22 protein-coding genes are annotated in these 26,322 nt (G+C 40.0%); 2 read left to right on the forward strand and 20 right to left on the reverse strand.

Translation table 11 applies throughout. The features are described from left to right. Positions 1 to 168 precede the first annotated feature (168 nt). The gene (pta, locus tag H7U19_RS06255; protein WP_186560281.1) at positions 169 to 2,259 is read left to right on the forward strand and encodes a phosphate acetyltransferase; all 2,091 of its coding nucleotides are present in this window, start codon (positions 169 to 171) and stop codon (positions 2,257 to 2,259) included. A 1-nt stretch (position 2,260) separates the two neighbouring features. Beyond that, entirely contained in the window at positions 2,261 to 3,448 is a 1,188-nt protein-coding gene (locus H7U19_RS06260) for an acetate/propionate family kinase (protein ID WP_186560283.1), read from the forward strand. On the opposite strand, the gene H7U19_RS06265 is transcribed toward H7U19_RS06260, so the two are convergent. The 20 genes from H7U19_RS06265 to thrA all read right to left on the reverse strand — a co-directional run bounded on the left by H7U19_RS06265 (position 3,434) and on the right by thrA (position 26,308). Beyond that, entirely contained in the window at positions 3,434 to 4,183 is a 750-nt protein-coding gene (locus H7U19_RS06265; protein ID WP_186560285.1) for a head GIN domain-containing protein, read from the reverse strand. The genes H7U19_RS06260 and H7U19_RS06265 overlap by 15 nt on opposite strands. Positions 4,184 to 4,186: 3 nt before the next feature. Next, complete coding sequence (locus H7U19_RS06270) at positions 4,187 to 4,585, reverse strand: VOC family protein (RefSeq protein ID WP_246454657.1); 399 nt, start codon at positions 4,583 to 4,585, stop codon at positions 4,187 to 4,189. A gap of 29 nt (positions 4,586 to 4,614) precedes the next feature. Next, positions 4,615 to 5,715: an acyloxyacyl hydrolase gene (locus H7U19_RS06275; RefSeq protein WP_186560287.1), complete on the reverse strand. Its 1,101-nt coding sequence runs from the start codon at positions 5,713 to 5,715 to the stop codon at positions 4,615 to 4,617. 30 nt (positions 5,716 to 5,745) lie between these two features. Further along, the gene (gene metF, locus H7U19_RS06280) at positions 5,746 to 6,702 is read right to left on the reverse strand and encodes a methylenetetrahydrofolate reductase [NAD(P)H] (protein WP_186560288.1); all 957 of its coding nucleotides are present in this window, start codon (positions 6,700 to 6,702) and stop codon (positions 5,746 to 5,748) included. A gap of 276 nt (positions 6,703 to 6,978) precedes the next feature. Further along, positions 6,979 to 9,654, reverse strand: a complete 2,676-nt coding sequence (metH, locus tag H7U19_RS06285; RefSeq protein WP_186560290.1) for a methionine synthase — start codon at positions 9,652 to 9,654, stop codon at positions 6,979 to 6,981. A gap of 7 nt (positions 9,655 to 9,661) precedes the next feature. Continuing rightward, positions 9,662 to 10,681, reverse strand: coding sequence for a homocysteine S-methyltransferase family protein (locus H7U19_RS06290; protein ID WP_186560297.1), 1,020 nt, complete (start codon positions 10,679 to 10,681; stop codon positions 9,662 to 9,664). 57 nt (positions 10,682 to 10,738) lie between these two features. Then, positions 10,739 to 11,629 (reverse strand): cysteine synthase CysM, encoded by an 891-nt coding sequence (gene cysM / locus H7U19_RS06295; protein WP_186560299.1) that lies wholly within the window; start codon positions 11,627 to 11,629, stop codon positions 10,739 to 10,741. After that, a complete protein-coding gene (epsC, locus tag H7U19_RS06300) occupies positions 11,613 to 12,356 on the reverse strand; it encodes a serine O-acetyltransferase EpsC (RefSeq protein WP_186560302.1) in 744 nt (247 codons plus the stop codon). The genes cysM and epsC overlap by 17 nt, the downstream gene beginning before the upstream one ends. A 131-nt stretch (positions 12,357 to 12,487) precedes the next feature. Beyond that, entirely contained in the window at positions 12,488 to 13,543 is a 1,056-nt protein-coding gene (locus H7U19_RS06305; protein ID WP_186560303.1) for an NAD(P)/FAD-dependent oxidoreductase, read from the reverse strand. Between the two features lies 1 nt (position 13,544). Then, a complete protein-coding gene (locus H7U19_RS06310) occupies positions 13,545 to 14,129 on the reverse strand; it encodes a precorrin-2 dehydrogenase/sirohydrochlorin ferrochelatase family protein (RefSeq protein ID WP_186560305.1) in 585 nt (194 codons plus the stop codon). A 3-nt stretch (positions 14,130 to 14,132) separates the two neighbouring features. Beyond that, the gene (gene cobA, locus H7U19_RS06315) at positions 14,133 to 14,894 is read right to left on the reverse strand and encodes a uroporphyrinogen-III C-methyltransferase (protein WP_186560307.1); all 762 of its coding nucleotides are present in this window, start codon (positions 14,892 to 14,894) and stop codon (positions 14,133 to 14,135) included. Positions 14,895 to 14,902: 8 nt separating this feature from the next. Beyond that, positions 14,903 to 17,008 carry a HEPN domain-containing protein gene (locus tag H7U19_RS06320; RefSeq protein ID WP_186560309.1) on the reverse strand — a complete coding sequence of 702 codons (2,106 nt, stop codon included), beginning with the start codon at positions 17,006 to 17,008 and terminating at the stop codon, positions 14,903 to 14,905. Between the two features lie 9 nt (positions 17,009 to 17,017). Continuing rightward, the gene (locus H7U19_RS06325) at positions 17,018 to 18,265 is read right to left on the reverse strand and encodes a sulfate adenylyltransferase subunit 1 (RefSeq protein WP_186560317.1); all 1,248 of its coding nucleotides are present in this window, start codon (positions 18,263 to 18,265) and stop codon (positions 17,018 to 17,020) included. 121 nt (positions 18,266 to 18,386) lie between these two features. Then, entirely contained in the window at positions 18,387 to 19,292 is a 906-nt protein-coding gene (cysD, locus tag H7U19_RS06330; RefSeq protein WP_186560324.1) for a sulfate adenylyltransferase subunit CysD, read from the reverse strand. A gap of 117 nt (positions 19,293 to 19,409) precedes the next feature. Continuing rightward, positions 19,410 to 20,030 carry a phosphoadenosine phosphosulfate reductase domain-containing protein gene (locus H7U19_RS06335; protein WP_186560332.1) on the reverse strand — a complete coding sequence of 207 codons (621 nt, stop codon included), beginning with the start codon at positions 20,028 to 20,030 and terminating at the stop codon, positions 19,410 to 19,412. Positions 20,031 to 20,042: 12 nt separating this feature from the next. Continuing rightward, positions 20,043 to 20,300, reverse strand: a complete 258-nt coding sequence (locus H7U19_RS06340) for a DUF2061 domain-containing protein (RefSeq protein ID WP_186560334.1) — start codon at positions 20,298 to 20,300, stop codon at positions 20,043 to 20,045. A 168-nt stretch (positions 20,301 to 20,468) separates the two neighbouring features. After that, positions 20,469 to 20,882, reverse strand: coding sequence for an RrF2 family transcriptional regulator (locus H7U19_RS06345; protein ID WP_186560335.1), 414 nt, complete (start codon positions 20,880 to 20,882; stop codon positions 20,469 to 20,471). A gap of 16 nt (positions 20,883 to 20,898) precedes the next feature. Continuing rightward, the gene (locus H7U19_RS06350; protein WP_246454658.1) at positions 20,899 to 21,696 is read right to left on the reverse strand and encodes a PhzF family phenazine biosynthesis protein; all 798 of its coding nucleotides are present in this window, start codon (positions 21,694 to 21,696) and stop codon (positions 20,899 to 20,901) included. 4 nt (positions 21,697 to 21,700) lie between these two features. Next, positions 21,701 to 22,870, reverse strand: coding sequence for a trans-sulfuration enzyme family protein (locus H7U19_RS06355; protein WP_186560345.1), 1,170 nt, complete (start codon positions 22,868 to 22,870; stop codon positions 21,701 to 21,703). Between the two features lie 39 nt (positions 22,871 to 22,909). Further along, positions 22,910 to 26,308, reverse strand: a complete 3,399-nt coding sequence (gene thrA, locus H7U19_RS06360; RefSeq protein WP_186560347.1) for a bifunctional aspartate kinase/homoserine dehydrogenase I — start codon at positions 26,306 to 26,308, stop codon at positions 22,910 to 22,912. Between the last annotated feature and the right edge of the window lie 14 nt (positions 26,309 to 26,322).

Consider the following 26,322-nt stretch of genomic DNA (forward strand, 5'->3'; position numbering starts at 1 on the left):
CCTCATCAATCCCAGAAATTTTGTTGCATAAAATTAAAGTATGATAAAAATCATCTTCCCATAAACAACAAGGCTGTAATTTTGCCGAGCAAATCACAAAATAGTTATAGTTATTTTCTGGTTAAAACACATAAAAAACTATCTTTGTAAATCTACAAAATATCAACAATGAGCAAGGGAATTTATGTAGCAACCATCGAACCCAACAGTGGAAAATCCGTGGTTGTTCTGGGCTTAATGCGCATGCTTTTAGGTAAAACTGCTAAAGTGGGCTATTTTCGTCCCATTATCGAGGACACGAAGGAAGGAGAACCGGACAACCACATCAATACGGTAGTCTCCTATTTTGAACTGGATATTAACTACAAAAAGACTTTTGCTTATACGAGAAGCCAGGTTTTGGATCTGTACAACAGAGGAAAATCCGGTGATGTCATAGACGAAATCATTAAAAAGTACAAACATCTTGAAGAACGTTTTGACTTTGTATTGGTTGAGGGCACTGATTTTTCGCATGAAAATTCTAGTTTGGAGCTTGATATCAATATTTTGATTTCAAAAAACCTTGGATTGCCCGTGATTATTGTTTCACAGGGGGATAAAAAAGAGCTTTCTGAGATTGTAGAAAACGTGCAATTAGCCCACGACACCTTTAAAGAAGAAGTGGACGTACTGTCAATTATGACCAATAAGATTGACCCCAAAGATGTCGGCACCCTAAAAGGGCTGATAAAGTCCCGAATCAATGAAGGCACGGACATTACCGTCATTCCTAAAATTGGCAGTCTGGCAAGCCCAACGGTTAAGGAAATTGTTAGAAAACTAAAGGGTACGGTGCTTTTTGGCCAGGAAATGATCAACAATCAATCCGAAAACTACAGCGTGGGTGCCATGCAATTGCGCAACTACTTAACACATTTAAAAGAAAACGCGTTGGTGATTACCCCTGGCGATAGGGCAGATATAATTTTGGGAGCCTTACAGGCAAACATTTCGGCTAATTACCCAAAAATATCCGGCATTATTTTAACTGGTGGCCTCATTCCAGAAAAACCCATACTTAGACTAATAGAAGGCCTTTCAAGCGTTGTACCGATTATCAGCGTAAAAGATGGTACTTTTTTTGTCACCAATGCAATTGGCAAAATAAAATCCAGAATTTATGCCGAAAACATTGAAAAAATCGAAACCTCGATTGCTACTTTCGAGAAGCATGTAGATACCAATAAACTGGCGGAGGATTTGATAACTTTCAAGTCCGATATTTTTACTCCAAGAATGTTTCAGTACAATTTGTTACAACGGGCCTTAAAGGATAAAAAGCATATCGTTTTACCGGAAGGCTATGACGAAAGGGTTTTGAGAGCAGCGGTCCGGCTTATTGATGCGCACGTGGTGGATTTGACCCTAATTGGAGAAAGAGAAAAAATACAGGAGCGCATTGACAAACATGACATTCCTTTGGACTTAAACACCGTTAATACTGTTTTTCCAATAGAATCTCCAGATTTTGAAGATTATGTTCAAACTTTTTATGAGTTAAGAAAGCACAAAAACGTTAATATGGATATGGCCAGGGATGCCATGTCCGACGTGTCGTATTTCGCCACAATGATGATATATAAAGGGCATGCAGATGGAATGGTTTCAGGAGCCCTGCACACCACTGCACACACCTTAAGGCCGGCCTTACAATTTATCAAAACAAAGCCAGGCGTGAATATAGTATCCTCTGTATTTTTCATGTGTTTAGAAGATAGAGTTTCCATTTTTGGAGACTGTGCCATCAATCCGAATCCGAATGCCGAGCAATTAGCAGAAATCGCGATTTCATCCGCTGAAACGGCCCGTAATTTTGGGGTTGAACCGAAAGTAGCAATGCTATCCTATTCCTCAGGTGCCTCCGGAAAAGGTGAAGATGTAGATAGGGTAAGAAAGGCTACCGAAATAGCAAAAGCCGCCGCCCCAGACCTTAAAATCGAAGGCCCCATACAGTACGACGCAGCCGTGGATATGCGCATTGGAAAAAGTAAATTACCAGATTCTGAAGTTGCGGGACAGGCCAGCGTGCTGATTTTCCCTGATTTGAATACTGGAAATAATACCTATAAGGCCGTACAGCGCGAGACAGGTGCCTTGGCCATAGGCCCAATGTTACAAGGCCTAAACAAACCAGTTAATGACTTAAGTAGAGGCTGCACTGCTGATGATATTTATAGCACCGTAATCATAACCGCAATCCAAGCTCAAGATTTTTAATATGCAGGTACTCGTTTTAAACTCAGGGAGTTCATCTCTAAAATTTCAATTGTTTTCAATGCCTGATACTAGGATTTTGTGTTCAGGAATAATTGAGCGCATCGGTTTTGAGGATGCCATTTTCAAATTCAAAACAGATAAAGATACTATTGAAGTTGTGGAATCCATTCCCAACCATAAGGTAGGCCTAGAAATGGTTTCCAAACAATTGTTGGACAAAGATACTGGAATTATCAAATCAGCGGATGCTATTGATATTGTGGGGCATCGTGTGGTACACGGAGGCAAGCATTTCAGCAATACAACTGAAATCACAGCAAACGTTAAAGCAAAAATCAAAGCTTTATCCTCTTTGGCTCCTTTACATAATCCTGCCAATTTGGAAGGTATTGAAGTTGCCGAGGCCATTTTTCCAAAAGCCAAACAGGTGGCGGTTTTTGACACAGCATTTCATCAGTCCATTCCAGAACACGCCTATAAATATGCCATTCCTAATGAATATTCAGACATGCATAATATTCGGTTGTATGGATTCCATGGCACGAGTCATAAATATGTGTCCGCGAAGGCCATCGAATACTTGGACAAAGCACATTCAAAAATCATCACAATTCATCTTGGGAATGGTTGTAGCATGACCGCCATTAAAGATGGCAAAAGTATTGACCATTCGCTAGGGTTTTCGCCCGTAAGCGGTTTAATTATGGGTACACGCTCTGGAGATGTAGACCCTTCCATTATTTTTCATATGGCCGAACGTTTTAATCTCAGCCTTTCAGAAATCAATACCATTCTTCAAAAGAAAAGTGGTATGTTGGGATTGACAGGACACAGCGATATGCGAGAAATTCAGGCAAAAGCAGACAATGGGGACAAAAATGCACAACTAGCACTGGACATGAATGCCTATCGGATAAAAAAATATATCGGTAGCTATGCCGCGATTTTGAACGGTCTAGATGCTATCGTATTTACTGCGGGTATTGGAGAAAATTCAATAGATATGCGCCGACGCGTTTGTAGTGAATTGAATTACCTAGGAATCGTCTTGGATGAAGACAAAAACAAGGTAAGACCAGATAAACTTACAGACGTAAGTGCTGAAACTTCCAAAGTAAAAGTACTGATTATCCCCACCAATGAAGAGCTTGAAATCGCGAAACAGTCAGTGGAATTATTCAAAAATTAGGCGTCCTTTGTAGAGTTCTTCAACCTCTACAACTGGTGGCCGGTTTACAGCTATAACATTTCCAGTACTGGATATTGTACCTGTTATTTCAGCCTGCGGATTAACCACCATATCATTGGAACCACGATTAAGTACCTCAACGTTTTGAGCAATTAAGTTCCGCCCCTCAAACCTTCCGTCGCCAGCAAAAAAAGAAACATTCAAATTATTTACCGAACCAGAAACAAAACAGCTGGACAACCCATTAAATGTCGCTCTAAAAGTGTTACTATTTACCTCGAGAATAAAATCCCCGACCGTAAAAGTACCTGGAGTATTAAAATCTTCAGACAGCACATTGATTTCAGGATAAGTCAACACGCCATCAGATTTGATACTGTATTGGGTGGAACTTCGTATCTCTCGAATATTTGGTGAGGTGATATAAACTTTGGTAATGCCATAATCGCGAACGTAATTGCAGTTGTTATTATCCGTCAAGGTAATTCTTCCGTTTATGACCGACACCTCAACATCGTTCAATAGATTTTCACCGGTTTCTACAACCACCTTTTGTTCAGCACCATCTTTCAGTATCAATTCTACATCGCGATTTACTAAAATCTTATCAAAAGATTCAACAATCAATTCCTTTTGAACCAGTGGCCCGGCAGTTTGAAAACAGTCGTTGGCATTTTCGCTGTCACAAGCAAAAACTAATAAAATTAACGATATGCAAGCTATTCTTTTCAGCATAAACTAAACTTCAGATGTATTACCCTTCTCATCCATCGGCAAGAATGGATTGAATGCTATTTCCCATAAATTTCCATCCATGTCTGCAACATAGCCACTATAGCCACCCCAAAACACTTCTTCAGCTGGTTTAACTATAGCAACCCTTTTTTGCTTCAAATCTTCAAAAATGGCATCCACTTCTTTTTTTGACCGTGCATTATAAGCCAGGGTAAAGCCTTTAAATCCGTTGCCCTCATGAGACACTTTGGCATCTTCGGCTAACTTCTCCCTTGGGTATAAGGACAACAAGATGCCATTCATTTGGAAAAACGAAATACCGTCATTGCTTGATTCGGTTTTCTTCCAACCAAATTTTTCTTCATAAAACTGAGTTGCCGATTTCAAATCGCTTACACCCAAACCTACAATTGTCAGTCTCTGTTCTATAATTATAATCTTAGGCCAACCCCAAATTCAACCGCTTCTGCCCTAAATCCATGTGATTTTAAGGTTACGGCCCCAAACCACTTTTTGCCAAAATAGCGTTTTAATCCCGCTCTGATATAAGTTCGACCTTCAAATTCAAATGGATAATACACATAATACCCCACTTGGCTTAACAAGCTCAATTTGTTGATGAACAATTCGTGGCCAACAAACACGCCTACTCTTTTAAAGTCTTCATCACCTGAAACGTTTTCCTCAGGAAATGCCACGCTTCTAAATTTAATTAATTCCTTCAAAAAATTAGAAAAGAACAGATCTGCCCCCAACTGCAAGGCACTTTTTCTATTGATACGTTTGTCGGCATAGGCCGATAAAATATAAAAAGGATATTGCCCACTACCAATCAAGTCGCTTTCATTAACCCCTCCTCTGAATACCACATTGTATTTGATTGGTTCGGTAAATTTTCTGTCTGCTTTTCGGTCTAAAGTACGCTGATATTCCAGATTTTCGTCATCCAAATTATACGTTACCCCGACATTAAATGCAATAGTATTAGTGCCATTGTTCGGTGCCTTAACATTGGCGTTGGAATAGTGAATCAGGGAAAATCCAGCCTGCAACCCAAATTTATCAAAAATCCGTTCCTTTTTATACTGCAACATGGCATAAGTACTACTCATAAATGTAGAGCCGAAAGCCACATTCTTAAAGTTGGTTTCCCTGTCGTAAGGATTGGAATTATAGGCCATCCCCTGACCAATCCGAAGCATTAAATTCCGGTTGAAAAAGTAAAAATTATAGTGGGCGTAAACCGAAAGGTTGTTTCCTAAAACAGAATTGTTAAAGTTTTGATAGGCTAATGAAAATCCTAAGTCTGGGTAGCCAAAACGTTGTTCCCAATCCTCGTAACCAAAGGTTTTTTTATTCCAGCTTACAATAATACCTTGGGGATGTTCCTGAATTAAATGCAGTATTTCATCGTTGTGAAGCCCAATGTAGCCTGAGAAATAATTGACATCCAGATAGGACGTATGGGTTTTGTCTTGCGCCAAACATACAGCACAAATCAACCACAACAGGCCGGTATAAAATAGCTTCATTTTGGGGAATCTGTACTGCAAATGTACTATTTAAAACAATGCTTTTGCAATGGCATGAATATTATCGCTCTTGCCCATTGAATAATAATGCAATACAGGTACACCAAAATCCAACAGTTCCTTGGATTGCTGAATTGCGAATTCAATTCCAACCTGACGTACTGCCTTATTATCCTTGCAATCTTCGACGGCATCGATCAAATCCTGGGGCAAATCTATTTTAAACACCTGTGGTAACAATTGCAAATGTCTCTTTACCGCAATCGGTTTAATCCCTGGAATAATGGGCACATCTATCCCCATTTCCCGAGCCTTTTCCACAAACTCAAAATACTTTTGGTTGTCAAAAAACATTTGGGTCACCACATAATCCGCTCCGGCATCTACTTTGGCTTTTAAACGTTTTAAATCGGTGGCCAAGGATGGTGCTTCCATGTGCTTTTCCGGATAACCGGCCACGCCGATACAAAAATCGGAGTAATGCTCCACCTCAATGTCATCGTGCAAATATTTACCACGGTTTAAACTTGCAATTTGCTCCACCAATTCGCTGGCATAAGCATGCCCGCCATCACAAGGCTTAAAATAAGGTTCATCCTTCATAGAATCGCCACGAAGAGCCATCACATTATCCAACCCTAAATAATGGCAATCCACCAACACATATTCCGTCTCCTCCTTTGTAAAACCACCACACAACAAATGCGGAATCGCATCCACCTGATACTTATGCATAATGGAGGCACAAATCCCAACTGTTCCGGGTCGCATCCTGGTAATCCTTTTATCCAAAAGGCCGTTACCTTTGTCAATATATACATACTCCTCCCGCGAAGTGGTCACGTCAATAAACGGTGGTTTAAACTCCATCAACGGGTCAATGTTATTGTATAAATCCTGAATATTCTTCCCCTTCTTCGGTGGAATTACCTCAAACGAAAACAACGTCTTTCCGTTGGCGTTCTTAATATGGTCTGTTACTTTCATTCTACTTTCCTGCGAAAGCAGGAATCTTATTTAGTTATACTTTTTTATTTTTTGGGCGTTACCCAAAGGGTCGGGCTTTCACTACTCGCTCTCTCCCGATAGCTATCGGGAGAGGAGCTCAAACATTCCGTTCAATCCCTAACGCGCCACTCTTGCTCTTAAACCCATCCCTAGCCCATCTACGGAGGGGAACTGTTGCGGTTATCAGACCCGTCAGGATTTAAAAAACTGATAGGTCTCACGCGCACGAGTAAGAGTCCCTCCCCTTCGGGGAGGTTAGTAGGGGCTTATATTAGGATGCAGCCACTTCCGTGCCTTCTCAATGTCAATGCCCTTTCGCTTCGCATAATCGGTTAATTGGTCATCAGTAATTTTACCTAAACCAAAATATTTCGCTTCTTTGTTTCCAAAATAGTAACCTGAAACCGCAGCTGCTGGCCACATGGCTAAACTCTCGGTTAAGGTAACACCAATCAATTTTTCAACTTCCAACAATTTCCAAATGGTTTCCTTTTCCAAATGGTCTGGACACGCAGGATATCCCGGTGCGGGACGAATGCCTTTATAACTCTCTTTTATCAATTCATCATTGCTCAAATCCTCGTCTGAGGCATAGCCCCAATGTTTCGTTCTAATTTGTTTGTGTAAATATTCAGCAAAAGCCTCGGCAAATCGGTCTGCAATGGCTTGGGCCATTATAGCGCTGTAATCATCATCTTTGGCCTTGTAACTGTCCGCCAATTCTTGAGCACCAAAAATGGCAACACAAAACGCTCCAACATAATCAGTTTTACCCGTACTTTCGGGTGCAACAAAATCAGCCAATGCATGATTTGGAACACCTTCGCGCTTTTTTAACTGCTGGCGCAAGGTTCTAAACACCGCAATTTCTTCCCCTTTTTTCTTTACTGAAATATCATCTTCATTAATGGTATTGGCTTCAAATAAACCAAAAATAGCTTTGGGCTTCAACAATTGCTTTGCCACAATTTGCCGAATCATCTCTTGCGCATCTTCATATAACTGACTGGCTTGTTCGCCAACCACCTCATCCTTCAAAATGTCGGGGTATTTCCCATGCAGATCCCAACTCCTAAAAAACGGACTCCAGTCAATAAATGGCAACAGATCTTTTAAACTCAATTGCTTTAGAATTTGAACACCCATTTCCTTAGGCTTCACTATTTCTGATATGTCCCAATCAATTTTAAACTTCTTGCTTCGCGCTTCTTTAATCGAAATATAAGACTTCTCTTTACCTCGTTTTAAAAACTTGGTTCTGAATTCTTCGTAGTCTCGCTTTAACTTTGCTACATATTCATTTGACGTTTTCTTGTTCAACAAATCCCCAACAACGGTCACGGCTCTTGAGGCATCATTAACGTGTACCACCGCATTTTCATATTGCGTATCAATCTTAACGGCCGTATGTGCTTTAGACGTTGTAGCACCACCAATCAAAAGCGGAACTTCAAAATTTTTGTTTTGCATTTCCTTGGCTAAATACACCATCTCATCCAGCGACGGTGTAATCAAACCGGATAAGCCAATAGCATCCACACCCTCACTGATTGCGGTTTCAATAATTTTTTCGGGCGGTACCATCACTCCTAAATCCACTATTTCATAATTATTACACGCTAATACCACACTCACAATATTTTTTCCAATATCATGAACATCACCTTTTACAGTTGCCATCAAAATCTTTCCAACGGGCTCTGATTTATCTGATTTTTCTGCTTCAATAAAGGGATTCAAATAGGCCACGGCCTTTTTCATCACTCTAGCTGATTTCACCACTTGGGGCAAAAACATTTTACCGGCTCCGAATAAATCGCCAACCACATTCATTCCAATCATTAAGTGACCTTCAATAACTTCAATAGGTTTTGAAGCTTCTTGTCTGGCTTGTTCTACGTCTTCAATAATAAAAGCGTCAATACCTTTAACCAAAGCATGTGTAATTCTATCTTGAATGGAACCTTCACGCCAGGTTAAATCCACTGTTTTTTCAGCTTTCGTGCCTTTTACGGTTTCAGCAAATTCCAATAAACGCTCTGTAGCATCATCGCGTCTGTCCAAAATAACATCCTCAACATGTTCCAATAAATCCTTTGGAATATCATCGTAAACCTCCAACATTGCTGGGTTTACAATACCCATGTTCATGCCGTTTTGAATGGCATGATATAAGAACACGGAGTGCATCGCCTCCCTTACTGTGTCATTTCCCCTAAAAGAAAAGGAAACATTACTTACACCTCCACTTACACTTACGTTTTCTAAATTTTGACGCACCCATCGTGTGGCCTCAATAAAATCGATGGCATTTCTGCGGTGCTCCTCCATACCTGTTGCCACAGGGAATATATTCAAATCGAAAATGATATCTTCTGACGGAAAACCAACTTTGTTCACCAGAACATCGTACGACCGTTTAGCAATTTCAATTCGTCGCTCATAATTATCGGCTTGGCCCACTTCATCAAAAGCCATCACAATTACGGCCGCACCGTAACGCTTAATCTGAGTAGCCTCCCAAATAAATTTCTCTTCACCTTCTTTCAATGAAATAGAATTCACCACACATTTCCCCTGCACTACCTGCAATCCTGCTTCAATAATTTCCCATTTTGAGGAGTCGATCATAATGGGTACGCGACAAATATCAGGTTCGGCAGCGATCAAGTTTAAGAAACGCACCATCGCTTCCTTTCCATCAATCAAACCATCGTCCATATTGATGTCGATAATCTGAGCACCACCGTCTACTTGATGTCTCGCGATATCAAGCGCCTCATCAAATTTTTCTTCTTTTATTAAGCGCAAGAACTTTCGAGAACCTGCCACATTGGTGCGTTCCCCGACGTTAATAAAATTGCTGTTCTCGTTTAAAACCAAAGGTTCTAAACCAGAGAGCTTCATGTATTTGGTTTGTTTTATTTTCATTTTGAAATTAATGAGACGCTTCGACTGCGCTCAGCGTGACAATTTTCCGGGGTTGATATTTTGAGGCGATATCTGCTATAACACTGATATGCTCTGGTGAAGTACCACAGCAACCACCAATAATATTGATTAAATTCTTTTTTAGATATTCTTCAATTTGCTCTCCCATTTGTTCTGGGGTTTCGTCATATTCCCCAAAGGCATTTGGTAATCCGGCATTTGGGTGCGCCGAAATGGCAAAATCCGTTTTATTGGCAATGGCCTCTAAATGGGGTTGCAATAAATTGGCTCCCAAGGCACAGTTGAATCCGACGGATAACAAGGGCACATGCGATACTGAAATTAAAAATGCTTCTGCGGTTTGCCCGGACAGGGTTCTTCCCGATGCATCGGTAATCGTGCCACTTAGCATAATTGGAACATCTATATTTCGCTCAGCTTTTACTTCTTCAATGGCAAAAAGCGCAGCCTTCGCATTTAATGTATCAAATACCGTTTCAACCAATAACAAATCCGCACCACCATCAAGCAAAGCTTCAACTTGTTGCTTGTATGCAATTCGTAACTCATCAAAAGTTACGGCTCGATATCCAGGGTCATTTACATCTGGGGACATGCTTGCCGTACGGTTTGTTGGGCCAATTGAACCCGCTACAAAACGTGGTTTGTGGGGTTCCCTGGCCGTGAATTCATCAGCGACTTCCTTGGCTATTTTAGCCGACTCATAGTTTAATTCATATACCAAATCCTCCATTTGATAATCGGCCATGGCAATTGTGGTGCCTGAAAACGTATTGGTTTCAATAATATCGGCACCAGCCTCAAAGTATTTCCCATGAATGGTTTTAATAGCGTCGGGCTGCGTAATGGACAGCAAGTCGTTATTCCCTTGCAAAGGAATAGGGTAATCCTTAAATCGCTCACCCCTGAAATCTTCCTCAGTGAATTTATAGGCTTGAAGCATAGTACCCATGGCACCATCTAAAACCAAAATTCGCTCTTTTAAAGCTTTTCTAATATTTGACATTTTCAAACATTTAATACCTACAAGGTTTCGGAAACCTTGCAGGAAGTTTAATTTTTTTTATTCAAACAATGTTGAGGATAAATACCTATCCCCTCTATCGCATATTATCGCAACGATAACCCCTTCTTCAATTCGTTCAGCAATGGTTAAGGCACAAAACACAGAACCTCCACTGCTCATTCCTGCAAATACACCTTCTTCTTTTGCCAACTTAATTGTGGTGGCCTTGGCGTCATCTTCAGATACATCTACAACAATGTCCACACGTTCTGGCTCAAAAAACTTGGGAACATACTCTGGCGACCACTTTCTGATGCCAGGTATTCTAGCACCGTCTGCTGGTTGTGCTCCAACAATAGTTATGTCTTTGTTTTTCTCTTTTAAATATTTTGAAACGCCAGTTATGGTTCCTGTTGTTCCCATGGCCGACACAAAATGGGTTACTTTACCTTCGGTCGCTTCCCAGATTTCTGGACCGGTGGTTTTATAATGGGCTTTCCAGTTGTCGTGGTTTTCAAACTGATTTAAAAGGGTGTATCCTTTTTCATCTCTCAACTTAAATGCTAAATCTCGAGAGCCTTCGATACCGATATCCGCAGGGGTTAAAATCACCTCTGCTCCATAGGCCCGCATGGTTTTCACCCGTTCTTCAGTAGAGTTTTCAGGCATAATTAAAACCATTTTCAACCCCAACAATTTTGCGATAAACGCCAAAGCAATACCTGTATTTCCACTAGTTGCTTCCACCAAAGTGCCTCCTTTTTTGATATCACCTCTTTTCAACGCCTCATTTATCATATTGAAAGCAGGTCTGTCCTTAACACTTCCTCCGGGATTATTCCCTTCCAACTTCAAAAACAAACGCACACCTTTTTTATTGATAAGATGCGTCGCTTCCACCAAAGGCGTATTCCCTATTTGACCTATGATACTATTTTCGAATCCCATTCTTTTTCGGTCTTATTTTAATTTCAGTTTGATAGGTGACCAACGAATTCTCGGGTACCGGCTCAGTAATCCATACGTTTGCTCCAATAATACTATTGGCACCAATTACAATATCGCCACCTAAAATCGTGGCATTGGCATAGATGCAAACATCATCTTCAATAGTGGGGTGACGTTTGGTTTTAGCCAAACTCTTCGCCACTGAAATACCTCCTAAAGTAACCCCTTGATAAATTTTTACACCCTTGCCAATAATCGAGGTTTCACCAATCACAATACCTGTACCGTGGTCGATATAGAACGATTCCCCAATGGTAGCACCGGGGTGAATATCAATCCCCGTAATACCGTGAATGTATTCACTCATCATTCTGGGTAAAATATGCACATTGCGATTATAAAGCGCATGACTTAAACGGTAAATCGAAATGGCATGGAAACCAGGATAGGCCAGATAAATTTCTCGCAGACTATGGGAAGCCGGGTCGTTCTTCTCAAAGGCGATAGCATCCAAATCCAATTTTTGTCTTATTTCTGGAAGCTCGGCTTTAAAACTGGCCCAAATTTCTGTAACGTTTTCAATCTCCAACGCCGAAAGTATCTTAAGGAATGTCTCCTCTAAATATTCACCATGGGCTTCTTCCTGCTCACAATCGAATAAAGAGTAAAACAGTCTTTTTGTAAACGTCTTCACCGTGTCCTTTAAGCAAACGTTGTAACTTTTCATTCCCTTGATTACATTTTAAAAATTTCAGTGGATAAAAATATAACTTATCCCTAACAATCTGGTGTATTTAAACATTAAATCCCGCGAACTTAAAAGAAAACTCGCGGGATTTTTATTTATAAAGCTTAAACTTAATTTATAGCTTGAACTACCGCTTTTGGTGCTTCCTTTCTTGTGCCGTCGAAACCGTTAACCCCAGAAACTGTTGTATATTTTAGCACGAACTTCTTTCCTGGATTAATAATTTTGTAGGCCGCTTGGCACATTATAGTCGCTTCGTGAAAACCACAAAGAATCAACTTTAACTTACCGGGATAGTAATTACCGTCCCCAATTGCAAAAATGCCGGGTATATTGGTTTGGTAATCTAATGCATTATTTACCTTAATCGCATTTTTCTCAATCTCCAAGCCCCAATTGGCGATAGGGCCTAATTTAGGAGACAACCCAAATAAAGGTATAAAGTGGTCTGTTTCCAACCTAAAAGGTTCCTCGTCTTTTTTCGTGATTTCGATTGCTTCAACTTTACCATCACCCATAATGTCGGTAACCTCAGCCGGGGTAATCAAATTGATTTTACCATCATCTTTGAGCTCCTGGACTTTTTCAACTGAATCCAAATGCCCCCTAAACTCATTACGCCTGTGTATTAATGTTACGCTTTTAGCAACATCAGCTAAAAAGATACTCCAATCCAATGCAGAATCCCCTCCACCGGCAATCACAACATTTTTATCCCTATACATTTCGGGCTCTTTAATCATATATTCAACGCCTTTATCCTCGTAATCCACAAGGCTGTCAAGCGCTGGCTTTCTAGGTTCAAAACTACCTAATCCACTGGCAATAGCCACCACCGGAGCTTGATGTTTTGTCCCTTTATTTGTGGTAACAATAAATGTTCCATCCTCTTGTTTTTCAACTTTATCGGCACGTTCTCCTAAAGTGAACCCTGGCTCGAACTGCTTACCTTGTTCCAGTAAATTTCTAGTTAAGTCACCTGCCAAAATCTCTGGGAACCCTGGAATATCATAAATGGGCTTTTTGGGATATAATTCTGAACATTGTCCTCCTGGTTGAGGCAATGCGTCAATTAAGTGACACTTCAACTTTAACAATCCCGCTTCAAATACCGTAAACAACCCTGTTGGACCAGCTCCTATGATAAGTATATCCGTCTTAATCATTTTATGATTCTCTTTTTTGTATTAATCCTTTTGTGAATTCATTGAGGGTCTCTACTTTTTCCTCAAAATCACCTTTTATGGTTTTTCTATATTCGTTTAAATTCTTCACCAAATCGTCAATGTTTTCAGGAATGACTTCCTCAAAAAATTGTCTCAAACGTTTGGCCGTTGTTGGCGATTTTCCGTTGGTTGAAATCGCTACTTTTACATTGCCTTTTGTTACAATGCCACCCATATAAAAATCACAGTATGGTGGGTTGTCGGCTACATTTACCAAAATGCTTCGCTTTCTACAATGTTTATGCACCTTCACGTTTACCTCTGGCACATCTGTCGTAGCAACAACAATATGTTTACCCTTCAGATACTTCTTTTTATAGGTATCCTCAATCAGCTTTACATCTCCTTTTTCAGCCAGATCTATCGTGCCTTCCCTAAACATAGGCGACACCATAGTTACATGGGCATCTGGACTTGATTTTAATAAGAAAGTTAATTTTTCTTCAGCAACGAACCCTCCACCAACAATCAACACATTTAGGCTTCGTGCCTTTAAAAAAATGGGATATAAATTATTCCTTTCCATAATTTAACCCTGGGTCACTTCACTATAAATAGAACTCAAAACCGCTCTTTCCTTAACTACATCTCCGATAATAATAATTGCCGGGTTGGCCAATTGCTTTTCTCGGGCAATGCTCTCGATAGTTTTGATAGTCCCAATACCTACATTTTCATCTTCCCTAGTTCCATTTTGAATAATAGCTACGGACGTATCCGCTTTTCCTTCTTTTGAAAAAATCTCCACGATTTCCACTAATTTGCCCATCCCCATCAATATCACAACTGTTGCGGTTGACTTAGCTGCCAAGGCCACATCGGCCGATAGTTTGTGTTGTTTTGTGGTTCCTGTGATTACCCAAAAACTTTCGGAAGCACCTCGTTTTGTTAACGGAATGCCCTGATATGCTGGAACTGCAACCGAAGATGAAATCCCCGGTACTACAAAAGTTTCCAAACCAAATTGCCGTACATAATCAATCTCCTCTGCACCGCGACCAAAAATAAATGGGTCACCCCCTTTAAGCCTTACCACATGTCCCTTTTCTTTCGCTTTTGAGACTATCAAATCGTTAATTTGCTCTTGTTGAAACGCATAACACCCCTTACGTTTCCCAACAAAAATAAATTCGGTAGCTTCCGAAGCATACTTTAGCAAGGATTCGTTGATAAGCGCATCGTACAGAATGACATCCGCTGATTCAATAGCCTTAATCGCTTTAAGGGTAATCAAATCCTCGTCACCAGGCCCTGCACCTACAACCGTTAATTTTGGGGTTTTTATACTCATTTGAATTATTAAACGGCTTTTTTAGCTGTGTTCAACTCCAATTCTCGGTATGCTCTTGTCTTATCTAAAAAGTCTTGAGCGCTTTCTATATATTGACTAGCAAACTCAGCGTTTGGTACAAATTTATTGATTTGATAAACGATGTCAGTAAAAGAACCTTCTAATTTTATAGCTCCCGTTTCCACAAACAACTCATCAAATTGCTTGATAATTCCGGAATGCGTGTTTGTTTTTTTATTCTCTGCGGTCAACAACGCCTTAGCGGTATTTACCATTGAACTGTAAGCGTGGTAAATAGCTCCAGAATACACTTTGTTTCCCAAAGATTCTTTGGCATTTTCAATTTTCTCTTCACTTTCTAAGAACAAGGTTGCTACTAAATCGATTACCACACCGGCACATTCGCCGACACCAATTTCCTTAACATACTTTTCATCCGTTCCCCAATCAATAAGATCGGCGTCAGTTAAATTGCTGACATCTTGTAAATCTTGAAGGAAATCGTAGAAATACTTCTCCCCTTTTTCTTTATAGTAGTCAACAAATAATTTTCCATTGGAATTAGCCTCGTAATCGTCTAAAATTCTTCGCAATGCCTCTGGACCTCTTTTACTAGGTACTTTTACCACTTTATCTGCAAACACGCCATTGCCATCACCTAAGTTTCCACCCCCTAAAAGCACTTGTAACGCAGGCGCTACCAATTTATCAGGTGTACGAACAGACATCCCTTGGAAACCAATATTCGCCATATTGTGCTGTCCACATGCATTCATACAACCACTGATTTTAATCACTAAATCTTCGTTGTTTAAATACTGAGGATATTCGGCTTTAATCACTCGCTCCAACTCATCAGCAATACCTGTACTACTTGCTATACCCAAATTACAGGTATCTGTACCTGGGCATGCAGTGATATCCACGGCTTTATTATAACCAGCTTCTACAAAACCTAATTTTTCCAATTCGGTATAGAAAAATGGCACTAATTCTCTTTTCACAAAAGGAATCACAATATTTTGACGTAACGACAAACGAATTTCACCAGCGGCATAGTTCTCTACTAAATCAGCTAATAACCTCGCCTTGTCCGTATAGAAATCACCTAACAACACCTTGATACCGATAGCCACATAACCTTCTTGTTTTTGAGGAATTAAGTTAGTTGACTTCCAAGTTTCAAAAGCCTGTTGGTCTTTAATAGTTACTTCTGGAATTTCAGTGATTTCAACTGGAACAGACGCTTCAAAGGCATCAGCATCGATAGCAACCGATTTTAATTCAATCGCATTTTGCTCAGCTTCAACCAATTCCTTAAAAGCATCCAAACCTATATCCTTAATTAAAAATTTCATTCTCGCTTTGGCGCGACTTTTACGCTCACCGTGACGGTCAAAAATTCGCAACACACCTTCCATTACTGGAATGATTTTATCAGTTTCCAGAAAATCATATAGCACATCAGCATGACGTGGTTGCGAACCCAATCCACCACCAATCATCACCTTAAATCCGCGAACACCATCTTTGATTTTAGCAATAAAGCCTAAATCGTGCATGTATGACAACCCTGTATCTTCATCGGAAGACGAGAAGGACACTTTGAATTTACGACCCATTTCCTGACAGATCGGGTTTCGCAAAAAGAACTTGTATAATGCATCAGCATAAGGCGATACATCAAAAGGTTCATTGGGGTCGATACCCGCAGTTTCAGAAGCTGTCACGTTTCTTACTGTGTTGCCACAGGCTTCGCGAAGTGTTACGTCATCACGCTCCAATTCCGCCCAAAGCTCAGGTGTCCTGTTTAAATCCACATAGTGGATTTGAATATCCTGACGCGTAGTTATATGCAATCTTCCTCTCGAATATTCATCAGAAACATCAGAAATTCTGTGCAATTGATTGCTTTTTACCTTTCCGTAAGGCAATTTAATACGAATCATTTGCACGCCTTCTTGACGCTGACCGTAAACCCCACGTGCTAAACGTAAGCTTCTAAATTTTTCTTCATCTATTTTTCCGTTGTGAAACAGCTCAATTTTATTGGCTAATTCAATAATATCTCTCTCAACAACTGGATTTTCTATTTCTGTTCTAAAACTCTGCATTTTCTTTTTCTATTGAATGAAACCAGCGCCAACAGTATTGTTAGACTGTGTATCTATTATAATGAATGACCCGTTAGTTCTATGGTTTTTAAACTGATCGTAAAAAATTGGTTTATTCAACTTGAATGTTACCGAAGCAATATCGTTGATTCCCAAACTTGTCACGCCCTTTTCAAAACCAGAATAGTCAGGGTTGATTTTATGATTGATACGATCGACTTTAGCCAACACTTTATTGATACCATGTTGTACAATATATTTGCCACCAGGCACTAATTCATCAGTATCCATCCAACAAACATTGGCTGTAAATTGTTTATCGATGGTTGGCAAATCACCTTCCTTTACAATCATATCACCACGGCTTACGTTAATATCGTTTTCTAAGGTAATCGTTACTGAAGAACGTCTTGACGCCGTTTCGTAGTTCTCATCATAAAAGAAGATATCCTTAATTTTTGAACGCGTTTTTGATGGCAATACAATGATGTCATCACCTACACTTAAATCGCCTCCGTACACTTTACCAGCATATCCTCTAAAATCGTGGTAATCCTCAGTTTTAGGGCGAATCACGTACTGCACAGGAAAACGTGGCGTACCAACATTAAAAATATCGGCCTTATCCAACCGCTCTAAATGCTCAAGCAACGCCTCGCCTTTGTACCAAGGCATTTTGTTGGATTTGTGAACTACGTTATCCCCTTTCAAAGCACTTACCGGGATAAATGATATTTTCTGGTCTTGATAATCACGTTTACTCATCAAAACTTCAAAATCTGCCTTAATTCTATTGTAAACTTCTTCCGAATAATCAACCAAGTCCATTTTATTGATAGCCACTACAACATCCTTAATTCTCAATAAATTATTGATAAAAAAGTGACGATTGGTTTGCTCAATCACTCCCTTTCTAGCATCAATCAAGATAATAGATGCTTGGGATGTTGAAGCTCCAGTAACCATGTTTCGTGTGTACTCCACATGACCTGGGGTATCCGCGATGATGTAGCTTTTATTTTTTGTTGAAAAATAGATGTGTGCCACATCAATTGTAATACCTTGCTCTCTTTCTGCTACTAAACCATCCGTGGCTAGAGAAAAATCCAAGTAATCGTATCCGCGCTGTTTACTTGTTTTTTCAATGGCTTCCAATTTATCCGTAGTTAATGACTTTGTATCATAAAGAATACGCCCGATAAGTGTACTCTTTCCATCATCTACACTTCCTGCTGTTGCTATTTTTAATACTTCCATATTTTTATGGCTGTTAGCCTTTAGCTTTTGGCTCTTGGCTTATTTATATTTTAAATTTGTTTTCAATTTTCAGCTAAAAGCTAATAGCCAATAGCTAAAGGCAAAATTTGCTATTGCAAATTTAAAAATACCCCTGTTGTTTACGTTTTTCCATGGCTGCTTCGGAGCGTTTGTCGTCAATACGAGCACCACGTTCTGAAATTGAAGAATCTCTAATTTCTTCAACTACTTTTGAAATTGAAACCGCATCTGATAGCACAGCCGCCGTACAACTCATATCTCCAACCGTTCTAAAACGCACCATTTCCTCAAATACCTCTTCCTCTTCATCACGGTAAACGATATCATCCTCAGCAGACCAAATCAAACCATCTCTTAAAAACACTTTACGTTTGTGTGCAAAATAAATTGATGGGATTTCAATGTTTTCTTTTTCGATATAAGACCAAACGTCAAGCTCTGTCCAGTTTGAAATTGGGAATACACGAACATTCTGTCCCAAATCGATCTCCCCGTTCAACATATCGAATAACTCTGGTCTCTGATTTTTTTCATCCCACTGACCAAAATCATCACGTACGGAGAAAATACGTTCTTTTGCTCTTGCTTTTTCTTCATCTCTACGCGCACCACCAATGGCGGCATCAAACTTGAATTCTTCCAAAGCATCTAAAAGCGTAGTGGTTTGCAACATATTTCTACTGGCGTAACGCCCGGATTCTTCTTTCACTTTTCCTTCATCTATAGAATCCTGAACATTGCGCACAATCAATTCCAAACCTAATTCTTTCACCAAACGGTCTCTAAATTCAATAGTTTCAGGGAAGTTATGTCCCGTATCAATGTGCATCAACGGAAATGGGATTTTAGCTGGATAAAATGCTTTTTGGGCTAACCTTACTAAGGTAATGGAGTCTTTCCCACCTGAGAACAACAACACAGGCTTTTCAAACTGTGCCGCTACTTCTCTAAAAATGTATATCGCTTCGTTTTCTAGTGAATTGATATGTGATGTGTCTTTCTTCATAATAAAGGCCCCTCCTAATCCCGCTGAGGCGGGACATTCTTACTCGGGCGGAGCAAGAGTTTTTGTTATTATTTTAATTTCCTATCTGTTTCACTGGTTACTGTAACTGCCTACTGATTATGCGTGTAAACCGCACTCTCTATTTTCTAATGCTTTAGTTGGGTCAAAATATTTAAACTCGTTTGGCAAGTTGTTCTCTTCTAAATAAGTATCCAATTTTTCGTCAGACCAATAATAGAATGGGCTAACTTTTAAAACACCATCCTTACTTAAACTGAAAATACCGATACTGTCTCTAAAAGCCGTTTGCCCCTGACGCAGGTTAGTGAACCACACATTTGGCTGATGCTCGTCCATTGCCCTTTTGAATGGCTCCAATTTCACTTGCTCCGTAAACTCTGCATGTTTTGGGTCGTCAATAGAAGGAATGCCCATCACTACGTCGCGATGTGCTGAAGTTTGCTTTGGCACATATAAAAAGACATTCAAATCCAAATCCTTAATCACCTGTTCCGCGTGACGGTAAGTATTAGGCGTATTATAACCTGTATCACACCAAACTACTGGAGTTTTAGCTTCCACCTGGCTAACCGCATGAAGGATTGCTGCCTCATAAGGTCTAAAATTAGTGGTAACAACAGCTTTGTTATTCAGTTCAAAAGCCTTTTGAATAATTTCAGCAGGCGTTGAAGTTTCAAACTCTTTATTTAATGCTTCTATTTGATTTTCTGTAAACATACCCATATCAATTTATTTCCCCCATTTGATAAGATTCCAAAAACGCTCGTGAAAGAAGTACAAAATCAACTTCGTCACAAAATCCACGGATGCTATTGAAGCGGCAAGAGATATTCTTCCTGTTAAAATATACGAAACCAAAAGCGTATCCAAAGTCCCTACTACCCTCCAACTTAACGCCTTGGCAACACTTCTAATTGGTTTTTCGCCGGCACTATCTTCCTTATAAGTGGACTTCTCTTTACTTTTTAATAACATCTGCGCAATCATTTGTCGTTATTTTATATTAATCCTATCAATTTAATAGGGATTACAAAAGTAATACTTTTTTCCGCTCTACAAAGGTTCGAGCTTACTTTTTAGAATATTGGAGTATTTTGACGATAAAATGAACAAAACTTACAAGGAAATGGCGTTATACTATTAATTTTTCAATGGCTAAACCCTAGATAAATCTGCTAAAGTGGTATTCCTAAACACTTTAAGGGTGCTATCACGTACCTCAATCATCAATCTGTGCACGCTACATTTATGCTCGTCCGGACAATCATCACACTTTTCATAATAGTTCAAACTTACACAAGGCACCATTGCGATTGGGCCTTCCAAAACACGCATGACGTCAGTCATTTTGATTTCAGAAGGTTTGTTTCTCAGATAATAACCTCCATGTTTTCCTTTTTTAGAACCTAAAACTCCTGCTTTTCGCAAGGTTAATAAAATACTCTCCAAAAACTTCTGAGGAATTTGCTCGTTTTTCGCTATAGCACTAACCTGAACTGGAACATCATCCCCACTTCTTGCGATAAAAGTTAGAGCTTTTAAGCCGTATTTTGTCTTTTTGGAAAGCATCGTGCTAAGATATAAATTATAGCTTCAATTTTGCCTCAAAAATGGTAATTGCTTTTCCCTTTATTTCTACTTTCTCGTCATTTAAGACAAGGTGCAAAATACCCCCTCGCTTAGAAATCTGATGAGAAATCATTTGATTTTTTCCGAGTCTTTCGGCCCACAAAGGGGCCAAAGCACAATGCGCGGACCCCGTAACTGGATCTTCGTCTATGCCCGCTTGGGGCACAAAACAGCGCACCACAAAATCAACATCTTCTGATTTTCCCTCAGAAGTTACCATTAATCGACCGAGTCCGTTTGCTTTGAGAGCATTGAAATCGGGCGTGCAGTTTTCAATAGCTTTCCGGTTTTCGGCTACTGCCACAATCCAATCGTAATCACTTTGATACATGGCAATTGGCTCAAAGCCCACTAAGCCATAAAAGTTTTGGGGAGTTTCAATTTCTGAAAGGTTATATTTTGGAAATGTCATTCCGATAAAATCCCCTTGTTTGGAAATAGTTAAACCCCCACCTTTTGCTCTAAAGTGAATCAACTCATTGGTTGTTTTAATTCCCAATTGATACATAATGTGGGCAGAAGCCAAAGTAGCATGCCCGCATAACGCAATTTCAACCGTTGGCGTAAAATATTTAATATCATAACCGAGACCATTTGGCACAACGAAAGCTGTCTCAGATAAATTCATCTCCATGGCCATGTTTTGCATCCATGTTTCAGAGGGCAATTCATCTAAAATCATTACTCCTGCAGGGTTACCTCCAAAAGCCTCGTCCGTAAATGCATCAACTTGATATATGGTTTTGTTACGCATCAATTTAACCGAGAGCTTGTTCAATATCAGCAATAATATCATCCACATGCTCTAAACCAACGGAACACCTTACCATACCGTCCGTAATGCCGGCGGCAGTCTTCACTTCTGGCTCTACCTTTGCATGGGTTGTACTTGCAGGATGAGTAACAATCGTTCTTGTATCCCCAAGATTGGCCGATAAGGAACACATTTTAATGCCATCCAAAAATTGCCTTCCAGCCTCTAGTCCACCTTCCACTTCAAATGCCACAATATTTCCTCCTAATCGCATTTGCTTTTTAGCAATCTCATGTTTAGGATGTGACTTTAAAAAAGGATATTTTACCCATTTTACTTTGGGACGGGTTTCCAAATATTCGGCTAATTTTAATGCATTATCACAATGCTTTTCAACGCGAATGGCCAACGTTTCCAAAGATTTTGACAATACCCAAGCGTTAAAGGGACTCATGGATGGGCCTGTCAATCTGGAGAATAAATAAATCTCCCGGATCAATTCTTTTTTGCCAACGGTGATGCCTCCTAAAACGCGACCTTGACCGTCCATCAGTTTCGTCGCTGAATGAATGACCAAATCTGCACCAAATTTTATAGGATTCTGCAGATAAGGCGTAGCGAAGCAGTTATCAATCACCAATAACAAATCATGCTTTTTGCAAATGGCACTTAAAAATTCCAAATCCAAAACATCAACCCCAGGATTTGTGGGCGTTTCAGCATAAATAAATTTGGTGTTTGGCTGAATTAAGCTTTCAATGGAGTCCAATTCATTAATGTTGAAATACGAACATTCGATATTCCACTTCGGGAAATATTTGGTAAACAATCCGTGGGTTGCCCCAAACACCGAACTACAGGATACCACGTGGTCACCTGCATCCAACAGTGTGGCAAAGGTGGAAAACACGGCCGCCATGCCGCTTGCAAATGCAAAACCGTCTTCTGCGCCTTCCATCTGGCAAACCTTTTCCACAAATTCGTTAACGTTCGGGTTGCTGTAGCGACTATATAAATCGCGGTGTTTTTCCTCGGCAAACGAGGCTCGCATATCCTCGGCGTCATCAAATACAAACCCCGATGTTAAATATAAGGGTACAGAATGCTCCGAAAATTGTGTGATTTCAGATTGCGTTCGTATGGCTTTGGTTTCGAATTGTTTTTTCTTGCTCATTTTATTTCTTCAAGAGGTTTAAAACCCTTGGAACCAATTTTAATTTATATGTTTAGACAGCCTCAAAATATCTCCAAACACCCCACGTGCAGTAACTTCCGAACCTGCACCTGCACCTTGAATCACGATAGGTTGCTCCCCATAGCTTTCAGTAAATATCTCGAAAATGGCATCGCTCCCTTTTACATGGCCTAAAGTACTATCTGCTGGAATCGATACCAATTTCACTTCCAAATGGCCTTTGTCCTGAGACAAATCCCCTGACAAATCCCCAACATATCTGAGTACGTGTCCTTCTTTTTGTTCATCCTTCAATTTTTGATATTGCGCATCCAACACTTCTAATTGCGACAGGAAGTCTTCTACCGAAATATCGCGATAGGCTTCTGGAATTAAATTCAACACGGCAACATCCTCAAATTCATTTTGTAAATCCAACTCTCTTGCTAAAATTAATAGCTTTCTTGCCACATCATTTCCAGAGAAATCCTCCCTTGGGTCTGGCTCGGTAAATCCCTTTTCCACAGTTTCTCTAATAATGGCACTAAAGGGTTTGTCATGCACCGAAAAGTTATTAAATAAATAACTCAACGTTCCCGAAAACACCCCTCTAATTCGAGTGATATTTTCACCCGATTCGTGCAACAACTTAATCGTATCAATCAAAGGCAAACCGGCACCAACGGTGGTTTCGTACAAATATTCTTTATTGTGTTCTTTCAACTGCTCACGCAATTCTGTATAAAACTCATGCGAAATGGTATTCGCAATTTTGTTGGACGATACCAAATCAAAACCTGCTTCAATCAACGGGATATAATTGTTATAAAACACATCACTCGCCGTATTGTCCACAGCAATTAAATTTTCCAAATGGTGGTTTTTCGCGTAGGTGATAATATCAGCAATAGAACTGTCATAAGTACTATGTTTGATGGCTTCCTTCCAATTTGAAGCAACGCCATTCTTGTCCAAAATCAACTTTGTGGAATTGGCAATGGCAAATACATTTAGATTGATACCTTTCCTTCGTTCAATCTCATTTTTCGATTTTAAAATCTGATTGATAAGCGCTCCACCAACCCCGCCATGACCAAATATGGCTATATTAATTTTCTTCGAAATCCCGAAAATTTCACCATGGATCACATTAAGCGCCTTATGCAATTGTGATTTTTTCAACACCAAACTTACGTTCTTTCCTGTGACTGTATTGTTGAACAATAACGGCGTAATCTGGTTTCGAATCAAAGCATTGAAGGGTTTATGGAACGAACTCAATTCAATACCCACAATGGAAATCACCGCCACGTCATCTACCACATCAATTTTGTTCACATCCTGTGAATAGAAATCGCTTTCAAATTCACGCTCCAAGGCAATCACTGCTTGGGTAGCTTGATCGGCATCAATGATCAGCCCAATGCCCCGCTCTGAAGACCCCTGTGAAACAATACTCACGCTAATGCCATAATTACTCAACGCACCAAAAATTCGTGCGTCTACGCCAATTTTACCTAATAAGCCACGCCCTTCTAAATTCAACAAGGCTACATTATCCAAAACGGATAACGAGGTCACTTCTTTGTTACTCGGTCGTGCCGTGATCAAAGTACCTTCATCATCAGCATTAAAGGTGTTTAAAATCCTGAGGTTGATATTTTTTTCCACCAAAGGAATAATGGTCTTGGCGTGCAACACCGAAGTACCAAAATTGGCCAACTCGTTCGCTTCACTGTAAGACAATTCCCTGATTTGTTTTGCATCGGAAACTAAGCTCGGGTCGGCCGTATAAATACCGCTGACGTGAGTGTAGTTTTCCAACTCCTCAGCATCCAAGAAATTGGCCAGTAAAGCGGCTGTATAATTGCTACCATTTCTACCCAAAGTAGTTGTTTCATTCTTCAAATTTGAAGCGATAAAACCAGTAACCACATTTACGGCATCCTTGTGCTTTTTGAAATATCCTAGTATATTTTCCTTGGACAATTTTGACAGCGGTTGCGCATTTCCAAAGGCCTCATCGGTTTTTATCAACTCCCTTGCGTCCACGGCATTGGCCTTTATACCTTTGGCGTTCAAAATTTCGGTAATCAGCTTTACGGACAGCAATTCACCCTGCGCCAATATGGTGTCTTTGGTCTTTTTGCTGTAATCCCGCAACAAGCTTACACCTTCAAAAAGCTTGTCTAAAACTGCAAATTCCTTTGAAAAATCCACCGATTTTAGAGGCTCCACCTGATACGCTTTAAATGCTTCAAGTTCCTCCTTATAAGCTTCACCTTTTAAAGCTTTGTTTAAAAGCCCTTCCAAATCGTTGGTAGCAGACCCTCTTGCCGAAACCACAATGCTAATCCGTTCGCCAGCATTTACCTTATTTTCAATAATTGAAAGCACGGTATTCAGCCCTTTTCCATTAGCCAAAGACTTACCTCCAAATTTTAAAATCTTCATACGTTTACGTTTAGAATCGGGCACAAAAATGCCCTCTACTATTTCCTCTAATTGGTCATATTCCATTAAAAAAGCATCATGTCCGTGCACCGAGTGAATCTCATTATAAGTCACGTTGGGATGAGCCTGCGCCAATTGGCGATGCGTTTCCCTATTTTCTTCCGCAGTAAAAAACAAATCCGAGTCCACCCCAACAATATGGATGTTGGCCTTGATATTTTCAAGCACATTAAAATTGCTTGCCCTACCTTTGGTGACATCGATCGTTTTCAACAACTGATTCATCAATTTATAGGCAGACAGTTGAAAACGTTCCTGCAATTTTTTTCCGTGGTGCAACAACCAGCTTTCCACATTAAAAATTTCCAGATCCTCATTTTTAGACCGTTGGAAACGCTCCTTAAACGACTCTGGCGTACGGTAACACAGCATGGCATGCATGCGTGCATCGTGTACCGGATTCTTCGAATTCAACAGAAACTGCTCCTGAATTTGGCAATTTGCAATCAACCAATCCGTAGATTTCCAATCCGTGGCCACCACAATTAAATGCTCGGTAAAATCAGGTGCCAAAGCCGCCATTTCCCAAGCAATACCACCACCCAAAGAACCTCCAATCGTTGCAAATAATTGGCCCGTTTTCAAGATTTCCAAACCTTTCAAAAAGATATTCGCAACGTCGCGCGCCACAAAATCCTTATAGTTGTCGATCACAAAACCGTCAAAGCCATTTCCGGGAATATTAAATGCCAAAATGGTGTACAATTTGGTATCAATCACCTTGTCCACACCAATCAAATCCTGCCACCAACCATCATCACCGGCCACGTTACTATTCCCAGTCAGCGCATGGTTTACCAAAACAATTGGCGCACTCCCCAAAGCTTGCCCAAACACCTGATAACTCAATTTTATCTCAGCATTTAGCGCACCACTTTCAGTAGTGTAATCTTTAATGATGATATGTTGTAAATCGTTTTTCAATCTATTTTTATTTG

It is taken from the genome of Hyunsoonleella aquatilis (assembly GCF_014270105.1).
GTDB classification, from domain to species: Bacteria; Bacteroidota; Bacteroidia; order Flavobacteriales; family Flavobacteriaceae; genus Jejuia; species Jejuia aquatilis.